At 73.6% G+C, this 23093-nt stretch carries 15 protein-coding genes, 1 tRNA gene and 1 riboswitch; of the genes, 8 read left to right on the top strand and 8 right to left on the bottom strand.

Features of this window, described 5'->3' with window-relative positions:
• Window positions 1-347: 347 nt before the first annotated feature.
• Window positions 348-896 (bottom strand): MarR family transcriptional regulator, encoded by a 549-nt coding sequence (locus EV284_RS23735; protein ID WP_030817185.1) that lies wholly within the window; start codon window positions 894-896, stop codon window positions 348-350.
• A gap of 123 nt (window positions 897-1019) precedes the next feature.
• Here EV284_RS23735 and EV284_RS23740 point away from each other — a divergent pair, with 123 nt between their 5' ends.
• Window positions 1020-2294 carry an MFS transporter gene (locus EV284_RS23740; RefSeq protein WP_207229138.1) on the top strand — a complete coding sequence of 425 codons (1275 nt, stop codon included), beginning with the start codon at window positions 1020-1022 and terminating at the stop codon, window positions 2292-2294.
• A gap of 69 nt (window positions 2295-2363) precedes the next feature.
• Here the strand turns inward: EV284_RS23740 and EV284_RS23745 are convergent, their stop codons facing one another.
• Both EV284_RS23745 and EV284_RS23750 read right to left on the bottom strand, forming a co-directional pair.
• Window positions 2364-3992 carry a SpoIIE family protein phosphatase gene (locus EV284_RS23745; RefSeq protein WP_130337533.1) on the bottom strand — a complete coding sequence of 543 codons (1629 nt, stop codon included), beginning with the start codon at window positions 3990-3992 and terminating at the stop codon, window positions 2364-2366.
• 130 nt (window positions 3993-4122) lie between these two features.
• Window positions 4123-5502 (bottom strand): NAD(P)/FAD-dependent oxidoreductase, encoded by a 1380-nt coding sequence (locus EV284_RS23750; protein ID WP_130337535.1) that lies wholly within the window; start codon window positions 5500-5502, stop codon window positions 4123-4125.
• Between the two features lie 308 nt (window positions 5503-5810).
• On the opposite strand from EV284_RS23750, the gene EV284_RS23755 reads away from it, so the two are divergent.
• Together EV284_RS23755 and EV284_RS23760 are read left to right on the top strand one after the other, a co-directional pair.
• Window positions 5811-6524, top strand: a complete 714-nt coding sequence (locus EV284_RS23755) for a TetR/AcrR family transcriptional regulator (protein ID WP_130337537.1) — start codon at window positions 5811-5813, stop codon at window positions 6522-6524.
• Between the two features lie 173 nt (window positions 6525-6697).
• Window positions 6698-8647, top strand: a complete 1950-nt coding sequence (locus EV284_RS23760) for a sigma-70 family RNA polymerase sigma factor (RefSeq protein ID WP_130337539.1) — start codon at window positions 6698-6700, stop codon at window positions 8645-8647.
• Between the two features lie 8 nt (window positions 8648-8655).
• Here EV284_RS23760 and EV284_RS23765 read toward each other — a convergent pair whose 3' ends face one another.
• Complete coding sequence (locus tag EV284_RS23765) at window positions 8656-10743, bottom strand: asparagine synthase-related protein (protein ID WP_130337541.1); 2088 nt, start codon at window positions 10741-10743, stop codon at window positions 8656-8658.
• Between the two features lie 759 nt (window positions 10744-11502).
• Here EV284_RS23765 and EV284_RS23770 point away from each other — a divergent pair.
• The 4 genes from EV284_RS23770 (at window position 11503) to EV284_RS23785 (ending at window position 16524) form a co-directional block, all read left to right on the top strand.
• A complete protein-coding gene (locus EV284_RS23770; RefSeq protein WP_030817171.1) occupies window positions 11503-12927 on the top strand; it encodes a hypothetical protein in 1425 nt (474 codons plus the stop codon).
• Window positions 12928-12997: 70 nt separating this feature from the next.
• Window positions 12998-14215, top strand: coding sequence for an L-2-hydroxyglutarate oxidase (gene lhgO / locus EV284_RS23775; protein ID WP_130338397.1), 1218 nt, complete (start codon window positions 12998-13000; stop codon window positions 14213-14215).
• Window positions 14216-14382: 167 nt separating this feature from the next.
• The gene (trmB, locus tag EV284_RS23780; protein ID WP_130338399.1) at window positions 14383-15189 is read left to right on the top strand and encodes a tRNA (guanosine(46)-N7)-methyltransferase TrmB; all 807 of its coding nucleotides are present in this window, start codon (window positions 14383-14385) and stop codon (window positions 15187-15189) included.
• A gap of 57 nt (window positions 15190-15246) precedes the next feature.
• Window positions 15247-16524 (top strand): PrsW family intramembrane metalloprotease, encoded by a 1278-nt coding sequence (locus EV284_RS23785; protein ID WP_242625805.1) that lies wholly within the window; start codon window positions 15247-15249, stop codon window positions 16522-16524.
• A gap of 111 nt (window positions 16525-16635) precedes the next feature.
• Here EV284_RS23785 and EV284_RS23790 read toward each other — a convergent pair whose 3' ends face one another.
• From EV284_RS23790 to EV284_RS23805, 4 genes are all read right to left on the bottom strand, one after another.
• A complete protein-coding gene (locus EV284_RS23790; RefSeq protein ID WP_130337543.1) occupies window positions 16636-17583 on the bottom strand; it encodes an aldo/keto reductase in 948 nt (315 codons plus the stop codon).
• A gap of 77 nt (window positions 17584-17660) precedes the next feature.
• A complete protein-coding gene (locus EV284_RS23795) occupies window positions 17661-18692 on the bottom strand; it encodes a M23 family metallopeptidase (RefSeq protein ID WP_130337545.1) in 1032 nt (343 codons plus the stop codon).
• Window positions 18693-18701: 9 nt separating this feature from the next.
• Window positions 18702-18869: riboswitch (cyclic di-AMP (ydaO/yuaA leader) on the bottom strand.
• 260 nt (window positions 18870-19129) lie between these two features.
• A tRNA-Met gene (locus EV284_RS23800) sits at window positions 19130-19203 on the bottom strand.
• A 65-nt stretch (window positions 19204-19268) separates the two neighbouring features.
• Window positions 19269-20402 (bottom strand): dihydrofolate reductase family protein, encoded by a 1134-nt coding sequence (locus EV284_RS23805; RefSeq protein ID WP_130337547.1) that lies wholly within the window; start codon window positions 20400-20402, stop codon window positions 19269-19271.
• 379 nt (window positions 20403-20781) lie between these two features.
• On the opposite strand from EV284_RS23805, the gene EV284_RS23810 reads away from it, so the two are divergent.
• Window positions 20782-23073 (top strand): peptidoglycan recognition protein, encoded by a 2292-nt coding sequence (locus EV284_RS23810; protein ID WP_130337549.1) that lies wholly within the window; start codon window positions 20782-20784, stop codon window positions 23071-23073.
• Window positions 23074-23093 lie beyond the last annotated feature (20 nt).

Raw genomic sequence — 23093 nt, forward strand, 5'->3', positions numbered from 1 at the left:
TCCCTTTCCGGCGGTTCCGACTCTATCAGATCCTTTCGGCGTCTGATTCCCAGTCAGAGGGGGTTGTCTTCCCGGCCCGCTGGGCCGTTCCGACGTCTCAAACCTTAGCGGATCATCCCCGGCAGTTCCTAATCGGGCCGCCGGTTCCCATTCGAATTGAATTCGGACGCGCCGAAAGCAATCCCAGGGGGATGGTCGTACTGGTTGGTTTGGGGTTGCCGCTCCAGGCGGCGAGGTGTTGCGGGGAACCGTTACGGCTCCGTGCAACCCGAAGAACTCTACGGACTCGCCGGGGGCCGGGTCAAGCCCCCCTGTCAAGATTTTTTCCAGCAGCCCTGGTCGGGCCGTCAGTCCAGGTCGGAGAGCCGGCCCTCGGCGTCGGGCTGGGCGTGCTCCACGCGACGGAGGAGCCGGGTGAGGACCTCTCCCAGTACGGAGCGCTCCCCGGAGGTGAGGTCCTGGAGCAGGTCCTCCTCGAAGACGGTCGCCAGGCGCATCGCCTCGAGCCACTTCTCGCGGCCCTCGGTGGTCAGCTCGACGATGACCCGGACGCGGTTGGACTCGTCGCGCTCGCGGGTGACCAGACCCTCGGTGACCATGCGGTCGATCCGGTGGGTCATGGCGGCCGGGGTGAGCCCGAGCCGCTTGGCCAGCTCGCCGGGGCCCATCCGGTACGGGGCGCCGGAGAGCACCAGGGCCTTCAGCACTTCCCACTCCGCGTTGCTGATGCCCAGCTCGGAGGTCTGGCGGCCGTACGCCACGTTCATCCGGCGGTTCAGCCGGGACAGTGCCGACACGATCGCCTCGACCTGGGGGTCGAGGTCCTGGAACTCGCGCTGGTAGGCGGCGATCTGTTCTTCGAGTGTCGGCTCCGGGACGCCGGCGGTGTCGGCCATGCCAAGGAGTATGGCACGGGGAGTCTTTGCTTTGAAGTCCTTCGACATGTACTCTTTAGCTTCGAACTTTAGCTTTGAAGTCTTCACTCCTAACTTGTGGAAGAGGTGAACGTGACCAGGGCGATGGGGGCGGCGATGCCCCGCATCCACGTGGGCAACGCGCTCAGCGCGTTCGGACTCGGCTTCACGGTCCCGTATCTGTACGTCTATGTGGCGCAGGTGCGAGGACTGGGGGCCATGACGGCCGGGCTGGTGCTCGCCGTCTTCGCCGTGGCGGCGCTGATCGCGCTGCCGTTCGCCGGGCGGGCGATCGTCCGGCGCGGTCCGTTGCCCGTCCTGCTCGCTGCCCTGGTCCTGTCCGCGCTCGGCGCCCTGGGCCTGGGGCTGGCGGGCAGTGCGGTGGCCGTACTGCTGACCGCGGCCATGCTCGGTGCCGGGCAGGCGGTGATGCAGCCCGCGCTGGCGACGATGATCGTGGACTGCTCGACCACCGCGACCCGGTCGCGGGCGTTCGCCATGCAGTTCTTCCTCCAGAACCTCGGTCTGGGCGTCGGCGGACTCATAGGCGGCCACCTGGTCGACACGAGCCGCGCCTCCTCCTTCACCGTGCTCTTCACCATCGAGGCCACGATCTTCCTGCTGCTCGCCGTGCTGATGGCGACGGTGCGGATGCCGCGCGCCCCGCGCATCACCGACCTGCCCTCCGGCTCGGGGAAGGGTGGCTGGCGTCAGCTCCTGCAGAACCGGGCGATGGTGCAGCTCTGCCTGCTGGGCTTCGTGCTGTTCTTCGCCTGTTACGGACAGTTCGAGTCCGGTCTGAGCGCCTATGGCGTCGAGGCCGCAGGGATATCCACGTCCACGCTGGGCACCGCGCTCGCGGCCAACACGATGATGATCGTGGTGGCGCAGTTCGCCGTGCTGAAGCTGGTGGAGCGGCGGCGCCGGTCGCGGGTGATCGCGGTGGTCGGTCTGATCTGGACCGTCGCCTGGCTGGCGGCGGGTTACGCCGGCCTCGGACACGGCAGCCAGGAGATGGCCACGGCCGCGTTCGTCTCCACGTACGCGCTGTTCGGGCTCGGTGAGGCGATGCTGTCGCCGACCGTCGCGCCGCTGGTCGCCGATCTGGCGCCGGAGGGCATGGCCGGGCAGTACAACTCCGCCTTCGCGCTGGTCAAGCAGTTGGCGCTGGCGGTCGGGCCGGCCATCGGCGGGCCGCTGGGTGCCTCGCTGCACGCGCCGTACATCGTGACGTTCGCGCTGTTCTCGGTGGCGATCAGCGTGCTGGCGGTGCGGCTGGGCCGGCGTCTCACGCCGGCGCAGGACCACCCGTGGGCCGCGCAGGCGAAGAGCCGGGTCGTGGCGCGGGGCGGTGCTCCGGCGGAGTCGGTCAGCGCATAGGAAGTCCGTACGCGGCGGAAGGGCCGGCAGCACATCGCGTGCTGCCGGCCCTTCCGCGTTCACGCGACGCTAGCGCTTCGGGAGGAGGAACTCGCACCAGACGGCTTTGCCGCCGCCGGGGGTGCGGCGGGAGCCCCAGCTCGAGGCGATGGTGGCGACGATGTCGATGCCGCGCCCGGACTCGTCGGCCGGCTCGGCCCGGCGGCGGCGCGGGAGATGGTCGTCGCCGTCGGTGACCTCGATGATCAGGCGGCGGTCGGTACGGCGCAGTCTCAGCCGCATGGGCGGGGTGCCGTGCTGGAGGGAGTTGGCGACCAGTTCGCTGGTGGCGAGGACGCCGAGGTCGTGCAGCTCGGTGGGGAAGCGCCAGCTCGTGAGCACGCCGGAGGCGAAGGCGCGGGCGCGCGGGGCGGCCTCGACACCGCCGAGGAGGTCCAGGGCCGCGTTGCGGAAGAGGTCGGCGGCCGGGCCGGTGCGGTGGGGGTGCTGGAGGACGAGGACGGCCACGTCGTCGTAGTGGTCGGCGGTGACGCCGGCCGAGCGGACCAGCCGGTCGCAGACGACCTGGGGGGTGCCGGTGGCGCCGGAGAGGGCGCGGGCCAGGGCGGCGATGCCCTCGTCGAGGTCCTGGTCGCGCCGTTCGACCAGGCCGTCCGTGTAGAGGACGGCGGTGGCGCCGGGGCCGAGGGGGACGGAGCCGGAGGAGTGGACCCAGCCGCCGGTGCCCAGCGGGGGGCCGGTGGGCTCGTCGGCGCGCAGGACCTCGCCGTTCTCGTCGCGGACCAGGATGGGCAGGTGGCCTGCGGAGGCGTAGACCAGGCGGCCCTCGCTGGGGTCGTGGACGGCGTAGACGCAGGTGGCGATCTGGTTGGCGTCGATCTCCACGGCGAGGCCGTCGAGGAGCTGGAGGACCTCGTGCGGGGGGAGGTCGAGTCGGGCGTAGGCGCGGACGGCGGTGCGGAGCTGGCCCATGACGGCGGCGGCGCGCACGCCCCGGCCCATGACGTCGCCGATGACGAGGGCGGTGCGGCCGCCGCCGAGGGTGATGACGTCGTACCAGTCGCCGCCGACCGCGGCCTCGGTGCCGCCGGGCTGGTAGGTGGCGGCCACACGCAGGTCGTCGGGTTCCTCCAGGTCCTGCGGGAGCAGGGAGCGCTGGAGGGTGACGGCCGTCTGGCGCTGGGTGCGCTCGCTGGCGCGCAGGCGTTCGGCGGCCTCGGCGTGGTCGGTGACGTCGGTGGCGAAGACGAGGACGCCGGCGTCGCGCTCGCCGTGCCCGGTGACCGGGGTGCAGGTGAACGTGTAGGAGCGGCCGTCGACCGCCTGGCGGGACTTCAGGGTGCGGGGTCTGCCGCTGCGCAGCACCTGGTCGAGGAGGGGCAGGAGGCCCAGCTCGGCGAGTTCGGGGAGGCTGTCGCGCGCCGGGGTGCCGGGGGTGCGGGGGCCGAAGGCGGCGGCGTAGGCGGCGTTGACGTGGGCGAGGCGGTGGTCGGGGCCGTGGACCAGGGCGACGAGGGCCGGAACGCGGTCGAGGACCTCGCGGGCGGGCAGGGCGTCGACGGCGGAGGCGGGGTGTCCGGCGCGGGCGGCGGGCACCGGGCTCTCGCCGCGCCGGTCCGGGGTGACCGTCTGCTCGGTCCGCGCTGCGGCGCGGCGCTGCGTTCCGGGGAGCCGGGCGCTCCAGCGCGTGAAGTTCACAGTGGGGAAAGCCTCGCGTGTACAGAGGGCGGGCTGTTGCCCGTCCGAGGATGTGGAGCAGTCTGGCAGGTGGCCGTCCGCGGCGACATCCGTCAGACGGCCGTACGGGCCGGGGAGTTCCCGGCTCCGGTCAGGACGACCCCTTCGGGGGGTCCGGGTGCCGCCGTGGGGGTTGTCCACCGGCCGCGCGTTCGAACTCGGCCCGCGGGTGTTCGAGGGAGCCGAGGGAGACGATCTCGCGTTTGAAGAGGCCGGCGAGGGTCCATTCGGCGAGCACGCGGGCCTTGCGGTTGAAGGTGGGCAGGCGGCTGAGGTGGTACACCCGGTGCAGAAGCCAGGCGGGACGGCCGGTGAGCCGGCGGCCGTACACCTGGGCGACTCCCTTGTGCAGGCCGAGGGAGGCGACGGAGCCGAGCTGCCGGTGGGTGTAGGTGCGCGGGGGTTCGCCGCGCAGGGTGTGCACGATGTTGTCGCCGAGCACCCTGGCCTGGCGCAGCGCGTGCTGGGCGTTGGGCGCGGTGGTGGCGCCGGACTCGGTGGCGGTGACGTCGGGTACGGCGGCGGCGTCACCGGCGGCCCAGGCGTGCTCGGTGCCCTCGACGGCGAGCTGGGCGGTGCAGCGCAGCCTGCCGCGCGGGTCGAGGGGGAGGTCGGTGGCGGCGAGCACCGGGTGGGGTTTGACGCCGGCGGTCCAGACGACGGTGCGGGTGGGGAAGCGGCGGCCGTCGCTGAGGACGGCGACGCGGTCGGCGCAGGATTCGAGGCGGGTGTTCAGCAGCACCTGGATGTTGCGGCGGCGGAGCTGGGTGACGATGTGGCGGCCCAGTTCGGGGCCGACCTCGGGCAGCACCCGGTCGGTGGCCTCCACCAGGACCCACTTCATGTCCTCGGGCCGGAGGTTGGCGTAGTACCGGGCGGCGTAGCGGGCCATGTCCTCGAGTTCGCCGAGGGCCTCCACCCCGGCGTAGCCGCCTCCGACGAAGACGAAGGTGAGGGCGGCGTCGCGCAGGTCGGGGTCGCGGGTGGAGGAGGCGATGTCCATCTGCTCGATGACGTGGTTGCGCAGCCCGATGGCCTCCTCGACGGTCTTGAAGCCGATGGCGTGCTCGGCGAGGCCGGGGACGGGCAGGGCGCGGGAGACGGAGCCGGGGGCGAGGACGAGTTCGTCGTAGCCGAAGAGCTCGGCGGCGCGGCCGTGCCCCTCGGTGGCGAGGGTGGTGACGGCGGCGGTGCGTGCGGCGTGGTCGACGGCGGTGACCTCGCCGATGACCACGCGGCACTCGGGCAGCACCCGGCGCAGGGGGACGACGACATGGCGCGGGGAGATCGAGCCGGCGGCCGCCTCGGGGAGGAACGGCTGGTACGTCATGTAGGGGTCGGGGCTGACCACGGTGATCTCGACGTCACCGCGTCTGAGCTGCCGTTTCAGTTTCCGCTGGAGACGCAGGGCGGTGTACATGCCGACGTGGCCACCGCCGGCGACCAGAATGCGCGCGCGTTCCTTCACCATCCCATGACGCACCCGGCGCCGTTGTTTGTCCACAGCCTTGGCCATGTGCGTGACCGGCGGCTGGATGTGCGGGAGTGCGAAATCCGGACATAAATGGCTCGTACTCCGATCGAGGGGCGCACTGTGCGGAACCTACCCCTTCTGAATTGACTCCCGCTCAACTATGTTGCTGTGTCGACGGGGTGCGGGAGGGTCGTCGAGGGGGTCGCCGGGTGCGGGCCCGCTCAGGACCGGCGCCAGTTTTCCGCGCCTTCGGAAAATCAGTGGCGGGGAGTCTCCGGGGGGAGACGTCATTACCGGGGGAAGACATGCATGTTCAGGACACGCACTGGTCAGCGGCGCCCCTCGCGTCGGCCGGACGGACCGGCGGCGGGCGCGCGGCGCCGCTGCGGGTGGACGCGCAGCGCAATCTGGAGCACGTGCTGAGGGCGGCGCGTGAGGTGTTCGGCGAGCTGGGCTACGGCGCGCCGATGGAGGACGTGGCGCGGCGGGCGCGGGTCGGTGTGGGCACCGTGTACCGGCGGTTCCCCAGCAAGGACGTGCTGGTGCGGCGGATCGCCGAGGAGGAGACCGCGCGGCTGACCGAGCAGGCGCGGACCGCGCTGGGCCAGGAGGACGAGCCGTGGTCGGCGCTCTCCCGCTTCCTGCGCACCTCGGTGGCGTCCGGCGCGGGCCGGCTGCTGCCGCCGCAGGTGCTGCGGGTGGGGGTCGCCGAGGAGGGCGGCGCTCCGGTGGCCGACGAGGCGCGGGTCCCGCAGCAGCGGTCCCAGGCCGGCGCCGGTGAGCTGCGGCTGGTGGACGGCGGTGGCGAGCCGGGTACGGCGGCGCTGCTGGACGTGGTCGGCCGGCTGGTGGAGCGGGCCCGGGCGGCCGGGGAGCTGCGGGCCGACGTGTCCGTGTCGGACGTGCTCCTGGTGATCGCCACGGCGGCGCCCTCGCTGCCGGACGCGGCGCAGCAGGCGGCCGCCTCCGCGCGGCTGCTGGACATCCTGCTGGAGGGACTGCGGTCCCGGCCCGCGTGACGGCGCGCTGAACCCCCGCGCCGGGGACGCTTGTTCGGAACTCTTTGCGGGTGGTTGGTGAAACTTCCGCTCGGATGAGTGACGGGTCGGACGAGTGGACCGGCGCTGAATACGGCTGTGGCACGCTGAGCCCGTTAAGGATTGGGCTGTGCCGGTGTCGGGGGCTTTACGCGATGGGCGTTGACGGGTGGGACGGCGCGCGCGCCGACGGTAGTGGTGACGCGGAGGCCGGGGGGCTGACCTCGCCGCAGGTACCGAGCCAGGGCGGCCGGGCCGCCGGCGGTGGCGAGCGGACGAGCCTCCCGGCCCAGCGCGAGGGCAGTGCGCTGCCGCCCCCGCCCGACGCGCCCCCGGCCGACGGCGAACTGATCGAGCGGATGCGCGCCGGGGACGACTCGGCCTACGAGGAGCTGTACCGGCGGCACGCGGACGCGGTGCGACGCTACGCGCGTACCTGCTGCCGGGACGGGCACACCGCCGACGACCTCACCGCCGAGGTGTTCGCCCGCATGCTCCAGGCGGTGCGCGGCGGTTCGGGTCCCGAGTACGCGGTGCGCGCCTATCTGCTGACCTCGGTGCGCCGGGTCGCCGCGCACTGGACGCAGTCCGCCAAGCGCGAGCAACTGGTGGACGACTTCGCGGTGTTCGCCCAGCAGGCTTCCAGGGCGGCCGAGGTGGCCGACGACACCGGGCCCCTCGGTGCCTTCGGCGCCGATCTCGGGGCCGACGTACGCGCGATGCACGAGGCCGAACAGACGCTGGCCATGCAGGCGTTCCGCTCGCTGCCCGAACGCTGGCAGGCGGTGCTCTGGCACACCGAGGTGGAGGACGAGTCGCCCAGCGAGGTGGCCGTGCTGTTCGGGCTGGACGCCAACGGCACCCGGGTGCTGGCCAGTCGGGCCCGTGAGGGGCTGAAGCAGGCGTATCTCCAGGCGCACGTCAGCGCGACCCTGGTCAACGACGAGGAGTGCGCGCGCTACGCCGACCAGCTCGGTGGCTACGCGCGTCGGAAGCTGCGCGTCCGGGCCGAGCGCGGGTTGCGCAAGCACCTGGAGGAGTGCGCCAAGTGCCGTCTCGCGGCCGCCCAGATCGAGGAAGTGGCCGGGGGCATCCCGGCCGTCGTCCCGATCGCGGTCATCGGCTGGTTCGGCGCCGCCGGGTACGCCAAGGCGCTCGGTGTCATCGCCGGTGGCGCGGGGGTGGGCGCCGCGGGTGCCGCCGCTGCCGCGACCGGGTCCACCGGCGGCGGGGCGGCGGGCGGGGGCGCGGCCTCGGAAGGGCTCGGCGCGCCGGTGAAGGCGGGCATCGCCACCGGTGTGGTCGCGGTGGCGGCCGCCGCCCTGGCCCTGGCGCTGGTGAACGACAGCCGGCCGGCCAAGGAGATCGCCAAGCCGTCGCCGTCCGCGCCGGTGGTGCGGCAGACCCCGCCGCCCGCGCCGCCTCCGCCCGCGAAGAAGAAGGAGCCCGCGCCGAAGCCGCCCGCTCCCCCAGCCCCCGCACCCGCGGTCCCGGTGGCGGACAGGCCCGCGCCGAAGCCCACTCCGAAGCCGACGCCCAGGCCGACCCCGCCCCCGAAGCCGGCCCCCAGGCCGACCCCGACGCCCACCCCCACCCCCGCGCCCCCGGAACCGCGGCCGAAGCCCACGCCGACGCCCACTCCGACACCGACCCCTCCGCCGCCCCCGCCCCGGTCCTACGAGCTGAGCGAACTCAGCTACGACCTCACCGGCGACGGCACAGAGCCCGAGGTGCGGCTCGGGGACAGCAGCTGGGTGTGGCAGCGGTACGGCATGTCGATCGGTGGCGAGCGCTACTCCCCCGGTGTCACGGTGCGCGGCGACTCCTCGGTGACCATCGACCTCAACCGCGAGTGCGGCGCCTATGACGCGGTGGTCGGGGTGGACGACATGACGCTCGGCCTCGGCAAGGTCGCCTTCGCCGTGTACGCGGACGGCGCCCGCCTCTGGCGGTCCGGCACGGTCTCCGGCGGCGACCCGGCGGTACCGGTCCACGTCGACCTGACCGGGCGGAAGACGGTACGGCTGGTGGTGGAGCCCAGGGGCACGGCCTTCGACCAGGCGGCTCTGGCGGACTGGGCCACGTCGCGGTTCAGCTGCGGTTAGCCCTGCGGCTAGCTGGGCCGGGCTCCCGCCCGCAGAGCGCCTCGCTGGGGGGCGATGCCGGCCGGGACGGCGCGGGCGCGGGCCGGGGTGCCGGTCCAGCAGGTGCCGCGACGGGCCAGGAGGCGGCCGAGCCAGAGTTCCAGGGAGACGAGGTCGGCGAGCCCGTCCAGCGGGAGGGGTTCCCCGGCGGCGGCCTCCCGGAGCGCCTTGCGGACCACGCGGGCCTCGACCAGCCCGGCGTCCGCGAGCAGCGGGGTGTCGAAGAGGCCGACCAGGGAGTCGGCGGCCAGCCGCAGGCCCGTACGGGCGGCGGCGGCCGAGGAGGCGTGGGACGGGGTGCCCCAGCCGGGCGGCAGGTCGGTGACCCCGGCGCCTTCCAGCACCGTGCGCAGTACGGCGGCGCGGGCTCCGGGCTTGACGCGCAGGGCCTCGGGGAGGTCGCGGCAGGCGCGCACGACCTGGTTGTCGAGGAAGGGCGCGTGCAGCCGCTGCGAGCGGACCTCGGCGGCCTGTTCGAGGACGCGGAGATCGGCCGCGTGCCGGGCGAGGACGGTGCGGGCGCGGAACTCGCCGGGTCTCTGTCCGGGCCCGCCGGCCGCCCGGTCGGCCCCGGTCTGCAGGAGAACCGATACTTCGGCCAGTGCTTCCCCGGTGAGCCAACGGGCGGCCGGACCGGGTCTCGCCCAGGTCAGCGCGGCGAGCGAGGCACCGACCGGCCCCTTGGGCTCGTCGAACCGCCGCCGCATCAGCCGCTCGGCCAGCGCCTCCAGACCGGTGCGGTAGGGGGTACGGGAGAGCCGCCGGGCGGCGCCGTACACGCGGGCGGGGACCAGGACCGAGCCGTCGGCACGGGTGAGGGCGGCGACCGGGCGGACCAGATGGCGCCGCTGACGGTCCAGCAGCAGATCGGCCAGCCGGGCCGGGTGGGCGTCGAGCACCTGGCGGGCGCCGTGGCCGGTGAAGTGGTCGGCGCTGCCCGCCGCGAGCCGGGCGCGGTGCCGGGCCGCGGTGACCAGGGAGGGACCGGGCTCGTCGGTGAGGGGGCCGTCGAGGTCGGCGTAGGGGAGGGTGTCCTCGGCGCCGGTGACCACCACGTGGTGCAGGCGGGGGTTGGCGGCGAGGGCTCCGGCGCGCTCGAGCTCGGCCTCGCGACCGCCGACGGCCAGGTCGTTGAAGGTGACGGCGAGGAGGCGCTCGCCCGCGCCGGTGCCGTGTCCGAGGAGGGTGCCGGGTCTGCCGGGGAGCCCGGCGGCGAGCAGGGCCAGGGTGCCGGAGGCGGGGCCGCCGGAGAGGTCGGCGCCGATACCGGGCACCGGCATGCCGCGGGCCGCCCGCCGTTCGGCCGGGCCCATGCCGGGCACCGGGCCGGGATCGAGTCCGGGGACGTGCCGGGGTGCGGCGAGCCGGACCCGTACGGCTTCCACCAGGGCGTCGCGTACGGCGTCCACCGCGCGGTCGGGGTCCGCGGGGGGCGCGGCGACGGCGAGGGAGGCGACCGGCTCGTAGCCGGCGATCTCGCGCGCTCCGGCGCGCAGCACCAGCGCGTGGCCCGGCGCGACGCGGCGTACCCCTTCGTAGGGGGTGGTGTCGCGCAGGGCGGCCGGTACCTCGGGGGCGGCGAGGAGGGCGGCGAGGTGGCCGAAGTCGAGGTTGGCCTCGGTGAGGTCGGCGAGCGGGAGGGCCGCGGTGGCGTAGGCGGTGCCGCCCTCCCAGGGGGCGTGGAAGACCGGGCGGGCGCCCGCGAGGTCGCCGCAGACGGTGATGCGCCGGCCGGCCTGGACGACGGCGGTGTAGCTGCCCGGCCAGGCGGTGAGGTGGCGCAGGGCGCCGCCGCGCGCGGTGAACAGGCCGCGCCGCAGCTCCTCGTCGGAGGCGCCGCAGATGCCGAGGACGGCGATGCGGTTCTGGGCGTCGGCGTGCACCACGCGCACCTCGTCGGGGCGCCAGTCGCCCACGGCCCACAGCGGATCGGGGTCGCCCCACAGCAGGTGGGAGCCGACGGGGCGCAGGGTCTCGCCGTCGTACCCGGTGGCTCCCGCGGTCTCGGCGCCGAGAGCGCGCGCGGCGGTGCTGCTCCAACCCACCAACCACCGCATCGACGCCTCCACAGGCTGTGGACCACCAGTGCACCGCACGAACCGGACCCCATGCTGCCATGAAGAACGCGCCGGGGAAGGGTGGTGGCGCCGCCTTCGATCGAGGGAAATCACCAGGAAACACGGCGGGGCCCGGCGCGCGGCCGGGACACGGCGGGGCGCGGCGGAGAGGATGAACCCGCGTCCCGCCTGCGGAGGTTGGCGGGCGAAGGGGGCGGGGAGAGCGATGCGAATGCGCCCTGGTTCACTCCCCCGGAACGCCCTTCGCGCCCTCAAGTGCCGTGGTGGGAACGGAAATACGGGCGGCGGAACGACGGCTGTTTTCGGCCAATTTGGCGACAGGACACGGGAGGTGAGCACGCTCCGTACAGGCCCTGCGGAGCGCGCGGCGGCCCGGCGGGCGCGCACGGCCCGGGAGGCGGGCGTCGCCTCCCGGACCGGTCCGCCGCCCGCGGGGATGTAGGCGACGGCGTCCCCCAGCCCACTGGACGCAAGTACAGCGGGCCGACCCACGCAGAGCCATGGAACCGCTCCCCCGATGGCCGGACCAGAGCGCACGGACAGGCGCACGGCCACACGCGCGGGGGCACGCCGCGACGGTCCGTGCACGGTGCGTACAGGGCCGTACTCGCGTACGGACCGCAATCACGCCATCCGGAACAATGCCCCTTAACGCTTGGGATGCGGCGAACTACGCTGTGTTTACGAATGCCGCGTGGTTATGCCAGCGGGGCAGCCGTCTGTGTCGAGGGGTGGCGCATGTCCAGGGAGCAACGCGGGCCGAACGAGAAACTCGGCACCGTTCTCGCCCTCGCGGGAATCAGCAACGCGGGCCTCGCCCGCCGGGTCAACGACCTGGGCGCGCAACGGGGTCTGACGCTCCGGTACGACAAGACCTCGGTCGCGCGCTGGGTGTCGAAGGGGATGGTGCCGCAGGGTGCGGCGCCGCATCTGATCGCCGCCGCGATCGGGCAGAAGCTCGGCCGGCCGGTGCCGCTGCACGAGATCGGCCTCGCCGACGCCGACCCCGCGCCCGAGGTGGGCCTCGCCTTCCCGCGCGACGTGGGGCAGGCGGTGCGCTCGGCGACCGACCTGTACCGCCTGGACCTGGCCGGACGCCGTGCCGGGTCGGGCGGGATCTGGCAGTCGCTGGCCGGGTCGTTCGCCGTGAGCGCCTACGCGACGCCCGCCTCCCGATGGCTGATAACCCCCGCCGACAGCTCGGTCGAGCGGGAGGCACACCCCGAGGGGGGCGCCGCCGCACCGATCAAAGTCGGCCACAGCGATGTGCAGAAGCTCCGGGAGGCCGCCGAGGACGCCCGGCGCTGGGACTCGAAGTACGGCGGCGGTGACTGGCGTTCCTCGATGGTGCCGGAGTGCCTCCGGGTGGAGGCGGCCCCGCTGCTGCTCGGCTCCTACTCCGACGAGGTGGGCCGCGCGCTGTTCGGCGCGGGCGCCGAACTGACCCGGCTCGCGGGGTGGATGGCCTTCGACACCGGCCAGCAGGAAGCGGCCCAGCGGTACTACATCCAGGCGCTCCGGCTGGCCCGCGCGGCGGCCGACGTCCCGCTCGGCGGGTACGTGCTCGCCTCCATGTCCCTCCAGGCGACCTACCGGGGCTTCGGCGACGAGGGCGTCGACCTCGCGCAGGCCGCCCTGGAGCGGAACCGGGGGCTGGCCACCGCGCGCACGATGAGCTTCTTCCGGCTGGTCGAGGCGCGGGCCCACGCGCGCGCGGGAGACGCGCACGCGGCCGGGGCCGCCCTGAAGTCGTCCGAGGGCTGGCTGGAGCGGTCCCGCGAGGGCGACAGCGACCCCTCCTGGCTCGGCTTCTACGGCTACGACCGCTTCGCCGCCGACGCCGCCGAGTGCTACCGCGATCTCAAGGCGCCCCGCCAGGTGCGCCGCTTCACCGAGCAGGCGCTGTCCCAGCCGACCGAGGAGTTCGTCCGCTCGCACGGGCTGCGCCTGGTGGTCTCCGCCGTGGCCGAACTGGAGTCGGGCAACCTGGACGCGGCCTGCGAGCAGGGCGTACGCGCGGTCGAGGTGGCCGGCCGCATCTCCTCCGCCCGCACCACCGAGTACGTCAAGGACCTCCTGCACCGCCTGGAGCCCTACGGCGACGAACCCCGGGTGGTGGAACTCCGCGAACGGGCCCGCCCGCTGCTGATGGCTCCCGCCTAGAGCGCACACGGCTTCTGTGGCGCGGTTTGAAGGCGTTGTCAGTGGCGCAGTGCACTATCGAGGCCGGGAGGTGGTGCAGGTGCGGGCGGACGCGTACGACTGCGATGTGCTGGTGGTCGGTGGCGGCATCGTCGGGCTGTCGACGGCGTACGCCCTGACGCGCGCCGCGCCCGGCACGCGGGTCACCGTGCTGGAGAAGGAACCCGGCCCGGCCCGCCACCAGACCGGCCGCAACAGCGGGGTCGTGCACAGCGGCGTCTACTACCGGCCGGGCTCGCTCAAGGCGCGGTACGCGGTGCGCGGCGCCGCCGAGATGATCAAGTTCTGCGCGGAGTACGGCATCGACCACTCCGTCACCGGCAAGCTGATCGTCGCCACCGACCGCGCCGAGCTGCCCCGCCTGCACGCGCTGGTGCAGCGCGGCCGGGAGAACGGCATCCCGGTCCGCGAGCTGGGCGCCACCCAGATCGCCGAGTACGAGCCCGAGGTGCGCGGCCTGGCCGCGATCCACGTCGGCACGACCGGCGTCTGCGACTTCACCGCCGTCGCCCGGCAGCTGGCCCGCGCCTCCGGCGCCGAGATCCGGTACGGCTCCCGGGTCGTCCGGGTGGACCGGCGCCCCGACCGGGGCGTGGCGGTGCTGACCTCGGCCGGCCAGGTGGTCCGCGCCCGCGTCCTGGTCAACTGCGCGGGCCTGTACTGCGACGAGCTGGCCCGCCTCACCGGGGACGAGCCGGGGGTGCGGATCGTGCCGTTCCGGGGCGAGTACTACGAACTGGCCCGCCCGGAGCTGGTGCGCGGCCTGGTCTACCCGGTGCCCGACCCGGCGTTCCCCTTCCTCGGCGTCCACCTGACCAAGGGCCTCGACGGCGGAGTCCACGTCGGCCCCAACGCCGTCCCGGCGCTCGCCCGCGAGGGATACGGCTGGGGCGTCGTCCGCCCGCGCGAGCTGGCCGCCACCGCGGGCTGGCCCGGCACCTGGGCCCTGGCCCGCAGACACTGGCGGTACGGCGCGGGCGAGCTGCACCGCTCCCTCTCCAAGCCCGCCTTCCTGGACGCGGTCCGCCGCCTGGTGCCCGGCGTGGAGGAACGGGACCTGGTCCGCGCCCCGGCCGGCGTCCGCGCCCAGGCGGTCACCCGCGACGGCACCCTGGTGGACGACTTCCTCATCCGCGAGGGCGCCCGCGCGGTGCACGTCCTCAACGCCCCGTCCCCCGCGGCCACGGCGTCCCTGCCGATCGGCCGGGAGGTGAGCCGCCGGACGCTGGAGATGCTGCGGGCGCTGTGAGGCACCGGGCGGCCTGAACGCCGTACGTCAGGCGTCGTGTCCGGCCCCGGCGTGTGCCGGTTCACCGGGGACTACCCGTCGGGAGTGCCGTGACCGACCCCACCCCCGCCGACGCCGTGGGCCCCCTCCTCGGAGCGCCTAAAATCAAAGGCACTGTGTCTGACTCCGTGAACACCCCCGAAGCCATCCGGCCCGCCGAGGCCGGGCCGTCCGCGCGGACCTCGCGGAGCAAGGGCGAGCCCCGGTTCCCGGACGGGCCGCGGCCCGATCCCGCCGGATCGCACTTCGAGCGGCGCATCCGCAGCTTCCAGCCCCGGCGCAGCCGGGTCACCACCGGGCAGGCCGACGCGCTGGCCCGGCTGTGGCCGCAGTGGGGGCTGGACATCGACGGGCAGCGGGTCATCGACCTCGCGGAGCTGTTCGGCAACGCCAACCCCGTCGTGCTGGAGATCGGCTTCGGCATGGGCGAGGCCACCGCGCAGATGGCGGCGGCCGCTCCGGACACCAACATCCTCGCCGTCGACGTGCACACCCCCGGCCAGGGCAATCTGCTGAACCTCGCCGAGCAGGGCGGCCTGACCAACGTCCGGGTCGGCAACGGCGACGCGATCATCCTGCTGCGGGAGATGCTCACCCCCGACTCGCTCGACGGGCTCCGCGTCTACTTCCCCGACCCCTGGCCGAAGAAGCGGCACCACAAGCGGCGGCTGATCCAGCCCGAGTTCCTCACCCTGGCCGCGACCCGGCTGGCACCCGGCGCGACCGTGCACTGCGCGACGGACTGGGAGCCGTACGCCGAGCAGATGCTGGAGGTGCTCGACGCGCACCCCCGCTTCGAGAACACCCGCGCCGAGGGCGGCTACGCCCCGCGTCCCGCGTTCCGCCCGCTGACCCGCTTCGAGGGCCAGGGCCTGGACAAGGGCCACGTGGTGAACGACCTGCTCTTCCGCCGCGTACCGCACACGACCCCGTAACCCGGCGGGGCGTAAAGCCCGAGGCCTGACGGCCCGGTCACGGTTAGGGTCGATGCTGTGGCCATCAGTTCTCCGTACCCGCCCCGCACCGACGGTCCCCGGCCTGTCTGGTGGCGGCGGGAGTGGGTGCGGCACGGGGCGCTGGCCGGACTGCTCGCGCTGTCCGGGCTGGTGATCCTGGCGCTGGTGCGGCGGCAGACCGGCACGGAGGGGTTCCTCGTCGGGCTGGGGCTGGCCGTGGTGCCCGTGCCCTGGCTGATAGCCGCGTTCCGCTGGCTGGACCGGGTACGGCCCGGACCCTGGCGGAACCTGCTGTTCGCCTTCGCGTGGGGGGCGTGCGCGGCGGCGCTGATCGCCATCGTCGCCAACAGCTTCGCCACCCACTGGATCGCCACCGCGACCGCCGACCCCTCCGGCGCGGACACGCTCGGCGCGACGGTGATCGCGCCGGTGGTGGAGGAGTCCGCGAAGGCCGCCGCCGTCCTGCTGGTGTTCGTCTTCCGCAGACGGGACTTCACCGGGCCGGTCGGGGGCGCGGCGATAGCCGGGGTGACCGCGACGGGGTTCGCGTTCACCGAGAACATCCTGTACCTGGGCAACGCCTTCGGCACCGACCAGTCCATCGGCACCTCGGGCATCGTCTCCGTGACCGCCGCGACGTTCTTCGTGCGCGGGGTGATGTCACCGTTCGCGCATCCTCTGTTCACCGTGTTCACCGGCATCGGTGTCGGTCTGGCCGCCCTGCCCCGCGGCCGTCGGCTGCGCTGGCTCCTCCCGGTGGGCGGCCTCCTGCTCGCCATGGGCATGCACGCCCTGTGGAACGGCTCGGCCGCCTTCGGCCAGTTCGGTTTCCTCGTCGTCTACGGCGGCTTCATGGCCCCGGCGTTCGGTCTGCTCGCCTGGCTGCTGATCCGCTCCCGGCAACGCGAACTCCGCGTGGCCCGCGAGGAACTCCCCGTCTACGTCTACGCCGGCTGGCTGGCCCCCGCCGAACCCTTCGCGCTCGGCTCCCTGCGCGCCCGCCGCCTGGCCCGCGACCACGCCCGCCGCTTCCTCGGCGGCCGCCCGGCCGCCCGGGCGGTGGTCCACTACGAGACCACCGCCACAGAGCTGGCCCTGCTCCGCCACCGGGCCCGCGCGGGCCGTGTCGGCCCCGACTTCGCCACACGAGAGCACGCACTCCTGGTCACCCTGTGGCAGCACCGGGCCTCCTCCCGCCCGGCCCTGGAGTACGCGGCCCGGGTGACGGCCCCGCCCCCGTCCCCCGTCACCTACTGGCAGCGCTACGGCCACCCGGCACCGCCGTACGCGGGCTACAACCCGTACCGCACATAGGCGTACCGGGGGCGAGTGCCCACCCAAGGGGCGCGGGGAACTGCGCGACCAGCCACGACGAACCAGCCTTCCAACCGCGCACCCCGCACCCGTAAGACGGCGCAGCCACCCTCAGGCGGAAGCCTCCGTCAGCAACTCCAGCTCCGCCGCCGTCAACCGCAGCTCGGCCACCTCCACCAGCGCCGGAAGCTGGTCCACCGTACGGGCGGAGGCGATGGGGGCTGCCACGGTCGGCTGCGCGGCGAGCCAGGCCAGCGCGACCGTGGCCACGGCGGTGCCGTGCGCCGAGGCCACCTCGTCCAGCGCGGCCAGCACCCTCTGCCCCCGCTCGGAGTCCAGGTACTTGGCGGCGGAACTCGCCCGCGCGCTCTCCACCGTCGCCCCGGGCCGGTACTTGCCCGTCAGGAACCCGGAGGCAAGCGCGAAGTACGGCACGGCCGAAAGCCCCTCACGGGCGGCCACGTCCTGCAGCGGCCCCTCGTAGGTGTCCCGCGAGACGAGGTTGTAGTGCGGCTGGAGCGCGACGTACCGGGCCAGCCCCGCCCGCTCGGAGAACTCCAGCGACTCCTTCAGCCGCTCCGCGCTGATGTTGGAGGCGCCGATGTACCGCACCTTCCCCGCCCGCACCAGCTCGTCCAGCGCCCCGATGATCTCCTCGACGGGCACCTCGGGCTGATCGAAGTGGGTGTAGTAGAGATCGATGTGATCGGTACCGAGACGCCGCAGGGAAGCGTCAGCGGCCGCCTTGATGTTGGCGGCCTTCAGCCCCTTGTACTCGGGATGCTGACTGACCTTCGTGGCGATGACGACCTCGTCGCGGACCCCGCGGGCCCGCGCCCACTCACCGATGATCGTCTCGGACTCGCCGCCCTGGTTGCCCTCGACCCAGGCCGAGTAGGAGTCCGCGGTGTCGATGAAGTTGCCGCCCGCCGCGCGATACGCGTCGAGGACGGCGAAGGACGTGTCCCGGTCGGCGGTCCAGCCGAAGACGTTGCCGCCGAGGGCGAGCGGGAAGACCTCGAGGGAGGAGGAGCCGAGCTTGCGCAGAGAAGCAGTCATGTCTCTTCTCAACGATCACTCGGACCCGTCCATTCCGATTCCGGGGCAAGGACCCGGTCAAGCCCCGGCGGGAGTCCTCAGGGAGTGAGCCCCTTGCCCCGCAGCCACGCGCCGGGGTCGATTCCGGTGGGCTGTCCGCCGGGGTGGACCTCCAGGTGGAGGTGCGGCCCGGTGACGTTGCCGGTGGCGCCGACGCGGCCGATGACCTCGCCGGTGGACACCTTCTGCCCGGCGCTGACGCTGATCGAGGACTGGTGGCAGAACCACAGCTCGGTGCCGTCGTCCAGGGTGAGGATCGTGCGGTAGCCGTACGCCCCGGCCCAGCCGGCCTCGGTGATCGTGCCGCTGTGGATCGCCTTGATCAGCGTGCCGGTGGGCGCGGCGAAGTCCAGACCGGTGTGGTACCCGGAGGACCACATCGAGCCGGCCTGCCCGAAGGTCGAGGTGATCGTGTACGAGGAGGTCGGCAGCGTGTACTGCTTGGCCAGCGCGGCGAGCCGGGCCGCCTCGGCCTTCTTCTCGGCGTCGGCCTCCGCCTTCTCCTTTGCCGCGGCGGCCTTCACGGAGGCTTCCTTCGCGGCCTTGGCGGCGGCCTCGGCGGCCTGCTGGTCGGCCTTGGCGACGGCGGCCGCGGTGGCCCGGCTGTCGGCCTTGCTCTGCTGCCGCTCGGCCTGGGCCATGATCCGGCTGCGCAGCGCCTCGCCCGCGTCGGCGGTGGAGTCGTCACTGGCGGCGGTGGCCGTGGCGGTGGCGACGCCGGCGAGGGAGGCGGCGGGCGTCTCCGTGTGGTGGTGCCCGTCGATCAGGGAGTCCACCGAGGGCAGGTCGGGCAGCGCGAGGGACACGGGCGGCTTGCCGGTGTTGGCGCTCGCCATGCCACCCGCGCCGACGGCCGCGATGACACCGACGCCGAGCACGGTGGAGCTGCGGGCGAGTCCGCCGCCGCGCTGCTTGGCCACCCGGTGGCGGCCGCGTACCGCGGGCAGGGACTCCTCGGTGGGGTTCCACTCCTCCCACGCGCCGTCCTCGGCACGGGGGGCGCCGTAGGCAAAGGGCTCACTCGCGTTTGGCGCGAACGGGGCTTGTGGGGCAGGCCGGTTGGACGCCACGCGGGCGCACTCCTTTCCCTCCTCCGCCTACCGGGTTAGCTGACGGGTTCGGAGCAGGAAGGTCTCCTACGCGCGTAAACCCGGCGTGCTCCGAGGGCGGTGCACAGCGGATCGGGCGCGATTCACCCCAAAGTGGTGGGTCCCCGGTTCCCTCGCGGGATTCGGCGTGTGCGCACGGCGCCGTCTCTGCTGACGGCGGTAACGACCGCGCTGCGTTATCGAACGTTAATAGACACGCACACTGGATTCCAAGCCCGTTCAGCTTGATCGTTTGACGTTCTGGCGGGGGGTGAAACGGTCAGGAACGCCACGAACAGGGCGAGTTGACTGCGCTTCAGGAGTCACAGGAGTTTTGCTGGTGACTCAAAAACACCAGCAGCCCCGGAAAACACTCAGGGCCGGAATCCATTTACTGGATTCCGGCCCTGAGTCTTCAGTAGCGGGGACAGGATTTGAACCTGCGACCTCTGGGTTATGAGCCCAGCGAGCTACCGAGCTGCTCCACCCCGCGTCGTTGTGTCTCAAGCATACGTCATCCGCGGGGTCCGGCGCACACACGCCGCCGTGACGTGGGCCTCAGTGCGGAAGGTGAGCGTTCGGTCGCTGCGCGAGAGCGGCGTACCCGGGCACCGTGACCACCTCCACGCCCCCGGCCGCCAGCACGCCCGCGCCGTCGGCCGCGGCGACGAAGGTGTCCGGCTCGCGCCAGGCGGTGACCACGCGGCGCACCCCCGCTTCGAGGATGAGCCCGGCGCACGGGACGGGCCGGGAGGCTCGGTGGGCGCAGGGCTCCAGGCTGCTGTAGACGGTGGCGCCGGGCAGGCGCGGGTCGTCCCGGTCCAGCTTGGCGAGCGCGGCCTCCTCGGCGTGGACCACCGGGTCGCCGCCCTCGCGGGAGTGGCCGCGCGCCAGCTCGGTGCCGTCCGCCGCGACGATCACCGCGCCCACGCTGAAGGCCGTGTCCGAGGGCGGGCAGAGCGCGGCCAGCTCACAGGCGGTACGCAGCCAGTGCCGGTCGGCGGCGGTCTCCAGCGGGCCGGTGCCGGGGGCGGTGGGCTCGTACCGCATGAGGACCACGTCCTCGATGCGGCGGGTGTCGGTCAGCCGCAGCCGGCCGCCCTGGTAGGCGCCGGGGCCGAAGAGGCGGGGGGCGGCCGGGTCACCGACGAAGAGCGGGGCGAGGACGAGCTGGAGTTCGTCGGCGAGGCCCTGCCGGAGGAGCTGGGTGTGCACGGTGCCGCCGCCCTCCACCATCAGCCGGCGCACCCCGCGCACGTCGTGCAGGTGCGTGAGCAGCGCCCGCCAGTCGAGGCCGGCGCCGAGCGGGACCACGTCGGCGGTGTCCCCGAGGAGGGCCGTGGCCCGCTTCGCCCCCGCGTCGGTGGTGTAGAGGAGCTTCTCGCCGCCGGTGTGCCAGAAGTTGGCGGCCGGGTCGAGATCGCCGGACCCGGAGACGGTCACCTTCAGCGGGTACTCCGCCCGCCCCTCGGCCACCCGCGCGGCGCGCCGCTCGGGCGAGTTGACCAGGAGCCGGGGGTTGTCGGCGCGGATGGTCCCGGCGCCGACGAGGATCGCGTCCACCGAGGCCCGCACCTCGTCCACCCGGTCGAAGTCGGCGGGGCTGGAGAGCAGCAGCCGCTCGGGGCCGGTGTCGTCCAGGTACCCGTCGAGCGAGACGGCGGCGGACAGCAGGACATGGGGGTAGGGCATCGACGTGCTCTCCGGACTTTCGGATCTGCGGACGCTGGGTACTACGGGCGGGCACTCCTTTGTACTCCGTGTCGGGGTGCGCCCTGCCCAGGCGGGGATGGGTACCGCTGCTCGTCCCCGCCGGCCGCTCATGGCCACGGCACCGCTCTGGCCGGGCTCTGCGACGCCGTACCGCCCGGCCGCCTCGCGCGTGCGCCGCGGCGCTGAAACCCATGATCCGGTATGGACCACGGAAAAACCTGTATAAGCCAACGGATGGCATGACCGCATCACTTACGGTGCCCCCTTGGTCATCTTCTTCACCAATTCCCCCTCGGGAGGGGGGAGTCGTGAAGGCTCAGGGCGACCGGTCACCGCAGGGAAAGGCGCCAGAACCGGTATGAGAGCACGTTGGTGGGGGACGGGCGCGGTCGTCGCGGCGGCCGTGTGCGGGACGTTGATCGTCCAGGGGGTGAGCGGCGACTCCGGGCACGACGGGAAGACCGCCGCCCCCGTACGGGACCGGGTACGGTCGGCCGCGCTGGACGTCCGCGGGGACGGGACCGGCGCGACGCTGGCGCGGCGGGACGCCGAGCCGTTCAGCATGCTCGGGGTGAGCTGGGAGAAGCCGTCCGCCAGGCTGGCCGGCAAGGTCGAGGTGCGGTCGCGGGCCGTCGGGTCCGGGAAGTGGTCGGACTGGCTGCCCCTGGACAGCGACCGGGGCGCGGGCGAGCAGCACGCCGCACGCGGCGGCACCGAGCCCGCCTGGGTCGGGCTGTCGGACGGCGTCGAGGCGCGGATCGACGGCAGGACCACCGCGAAGCTGCCCGCCGGGCTGCGGCTCGACATGATCACGGCAGGCGGGAAGAGCGCCGGCGGTGACGCCGAGCCCGCGGCCTATGCCGTGGACGGACCGGACGGCACCGAGGAGCCGGTCGCCACCGACACCCCCACTCCGACGTCCGAGCCGACCGACGCCACCACCACGGACCCCGCCCCGCCGGAGGAGACGACCGCCGAACCGTCGGCCGGTGAATCCACGACGGAGCCCCCGGCCGAGCCCCCCTCGGCATCCGAAAGCACCGGGAGCACCGGACCCACCGGCTCGGCGTCGCCCCCGGACTCCGCCACGCCCTCGCCCTCCCTGTCCGTCCCGGCCGCGCCGCGCTCCACGGTTCCCCGGCCGCCGATCACCCCGCGCTCGGGGTGGCAGGCCGACGAATCCCTCAGCCCCGAGGCGCCGACGTACATCGACGGCAGGATCAAGGCGGTGGTGGTCCACCACACCGCCTCGACCAACGACTACACCTGTGCCGAGGCGCCGTCGATCATCAACGCGGTCTACACGTACGACGTGACGGGGCTCGGCTGGAAGGACCTCGGTTACAACTTCGTCGTCGACAAGTGCGGGACGATCTACGAGGGCCGCAAGGGCGGGGCCGACCTGCCGGTCGTGGGCGCGCACGCGTACGGCTTCAACTCGCAGACGACCGGCATCGCGGTCCTCGGCACGTACGTCGACGCGCCGCCGCCGATGGCCGCGATGGCCTCGGTGGCGCGTCTCGCCGCGTGGAAGCTGGGCCAGTACGGGGTGCAGCCGGACGCGACGGTCACCCTCACCACCGCGCTCAGCGGGCAGAACCTCGCGGGGCGGACCTGGGAGCCGGGCGAGGAGATGACGCTCCCCGCGATCCACGGCCACCGGGACGGCTACAACACGCTGTGCCCCGGTGACGCCTTCTACGCCGCGCTCGGCACCGTCCGCACGCTCGCCGCGGGCCCCGTGACGGGCCTCACCCTCGGTACGGTCACCGGTACGGGGACCGTCGGGACGACCCCGTACACCAACGGCCCGCTCACGGTGAGCTGGTCCACGACGACACCGGCCTCACTGATCTCGTCGTTCAAGGTCCTGGTGGACGGCAGGACGGCGGCGACGGCCGCCGGTTCGGCCACCTCCGCCAAGCTGACGCTGCCGGCGGGGACGCACAAGGTGCAGGTCGAGGCGGTCCACCAGTCGGGCCGTACGGCCACCAGCGGGACGCGGACGGTCGTCGCCGACACCACGGCCCCCGCCTTCACCACCAAGCCGAACCTCTCGCTGCGGACCGGCACGGTCGGCACCACCGCCGTCCCGCTCACCCTCGGCTGGAAGGCCGCGGACAACGTCTCCCTGAAGGAGACCCGCCTCACCGCCCCGCTCGCCAGGACCTACGGCCCGACGGTCACCAGCGCGGCCCAGACCGCGAAGTCCGGTGTGGCCACGACCTGGACGCTTCGGGCTTACGACACCCTCGGCAACTCCGCGAGCGCCTCCGTGCCGGGCACCCCGGTGATCCTCCAGGAGACCTCGGCGACCAGGTCCGGCACCTGGACCACCAAGTCCTCCACCGCCTACCTGGGCGGCAAGTCCCTCGGCAGCAGCACCAAGAACGCCTCGCTGACCTGGACCTTCACAGGGCGCTCGGTCGCGTGGGTGGTCTCCCGCGCGTCGACCTCCGGCCAGGCGGACATCTACGTGGACGGCACCCGGCTCACCACCGCCGACCTGAAGTCCTCGGCCACGGCCTACCGCGACGCCCTGTGGGCGAAGACCTGGCCGACGAGCGCGAAGCACACCCTGAAGATCGTGGTCCGCGGTACGGCCGGCCGCCCGGCCGTCACTACGGACGGGATCGTGTACCTGAAGTGACCCGCGCCTGAGGGCCCGCC

Origin of the sequence: Streptomyces sp. BK022 (assembly GCF_004217355.1) — a bacterium.
In the GTDB taxonomy this organism is placed as follows: Bacteria; Actinomycetota; Actinomycetes; order Streptomycetales; family Streptomycetaceae; genus Streptomyces; species Streptomyces griseoluteus.

What these genes read in the sequence shown, in the direction of transcription:
- EV284_RS23765 (WP_130337541.1), bottom strand. Translation starts at nt 10,743, where the DNA reads ATGCGGTGGTTGGTGGGTTGGAGCAGCACCGCCGCGCGCGCTCTCGGC.
- EV284_RS23790 (WP_130337543.1), bottom strand. Translation starts at nt 17,583, where the DNA reads ATGACTGCTTCTCTGCGCAAGCTCGGCTCCTCCTCCCTCGAGGTCTTC.
- EV284_RS23810 (WP_130337549.1), top strand. Translation starts at nt 20,782, where the DNA reads ATGAGAGCACGTTGGTGGGGGACGGGCGCGGTCGTCGCGGCGGCCGTG.
- EV284_RS23755 (WP_130337537.1), top strand. Translation starts at nt 5,811, where the DNA reads ATGCATGTTCAGGACACGCACTGGTCAGCGGCGCCCCTCGCGTCGGCC.
- EV284_RS23735 (WP_030817185.1), bottom strand. Translation starts at nt 896, where the DNA reads ATGGCCGACACCGCCGGCGTCCCGGAGCCGACACTCGAAGAACAGATC.
- EV284_RS23770 (WP_030817171.1), top strand. Translation starts at nt 11,503, where the DNA reads ATGTCCAGGGAGCAACGCGGGCCGAACGAGAAACTCGGCACCGTTCTC.
- EV284_RS23760 (WP_130337539.1), top strand. Translation starts at nt 6,698, where the DNA reads ATGGGCGTTGACGGGTGGGACGGCGCGCGCGCCGACGGTAGTGGTGAC.
- EV284_RS23750 (WP_130337535.1), bottom strand. Translation starts at nt 5,502, where the DNA reads ATGGTGAAGGAACGCGCGCGCATTCTGGTCGCCGGCGGTGGCCACGTC.
- EV284_RS23805 (WP_130337547.1), bottom strand. Translation starts at nt 20,402, where the DNA reads ATGCCCTACCCCCATGTCCTGCTGTCCGCCGCCGTCTCGCTCGACGGG.
- EV284_RS23740 (WP_207229138.1), top strand. Translation starts at nt 1,020, where the DNA reads ATGGGGGCGGCGATGCCCCGCATCCACGTGGGCAACGCGCTCAGCGCG.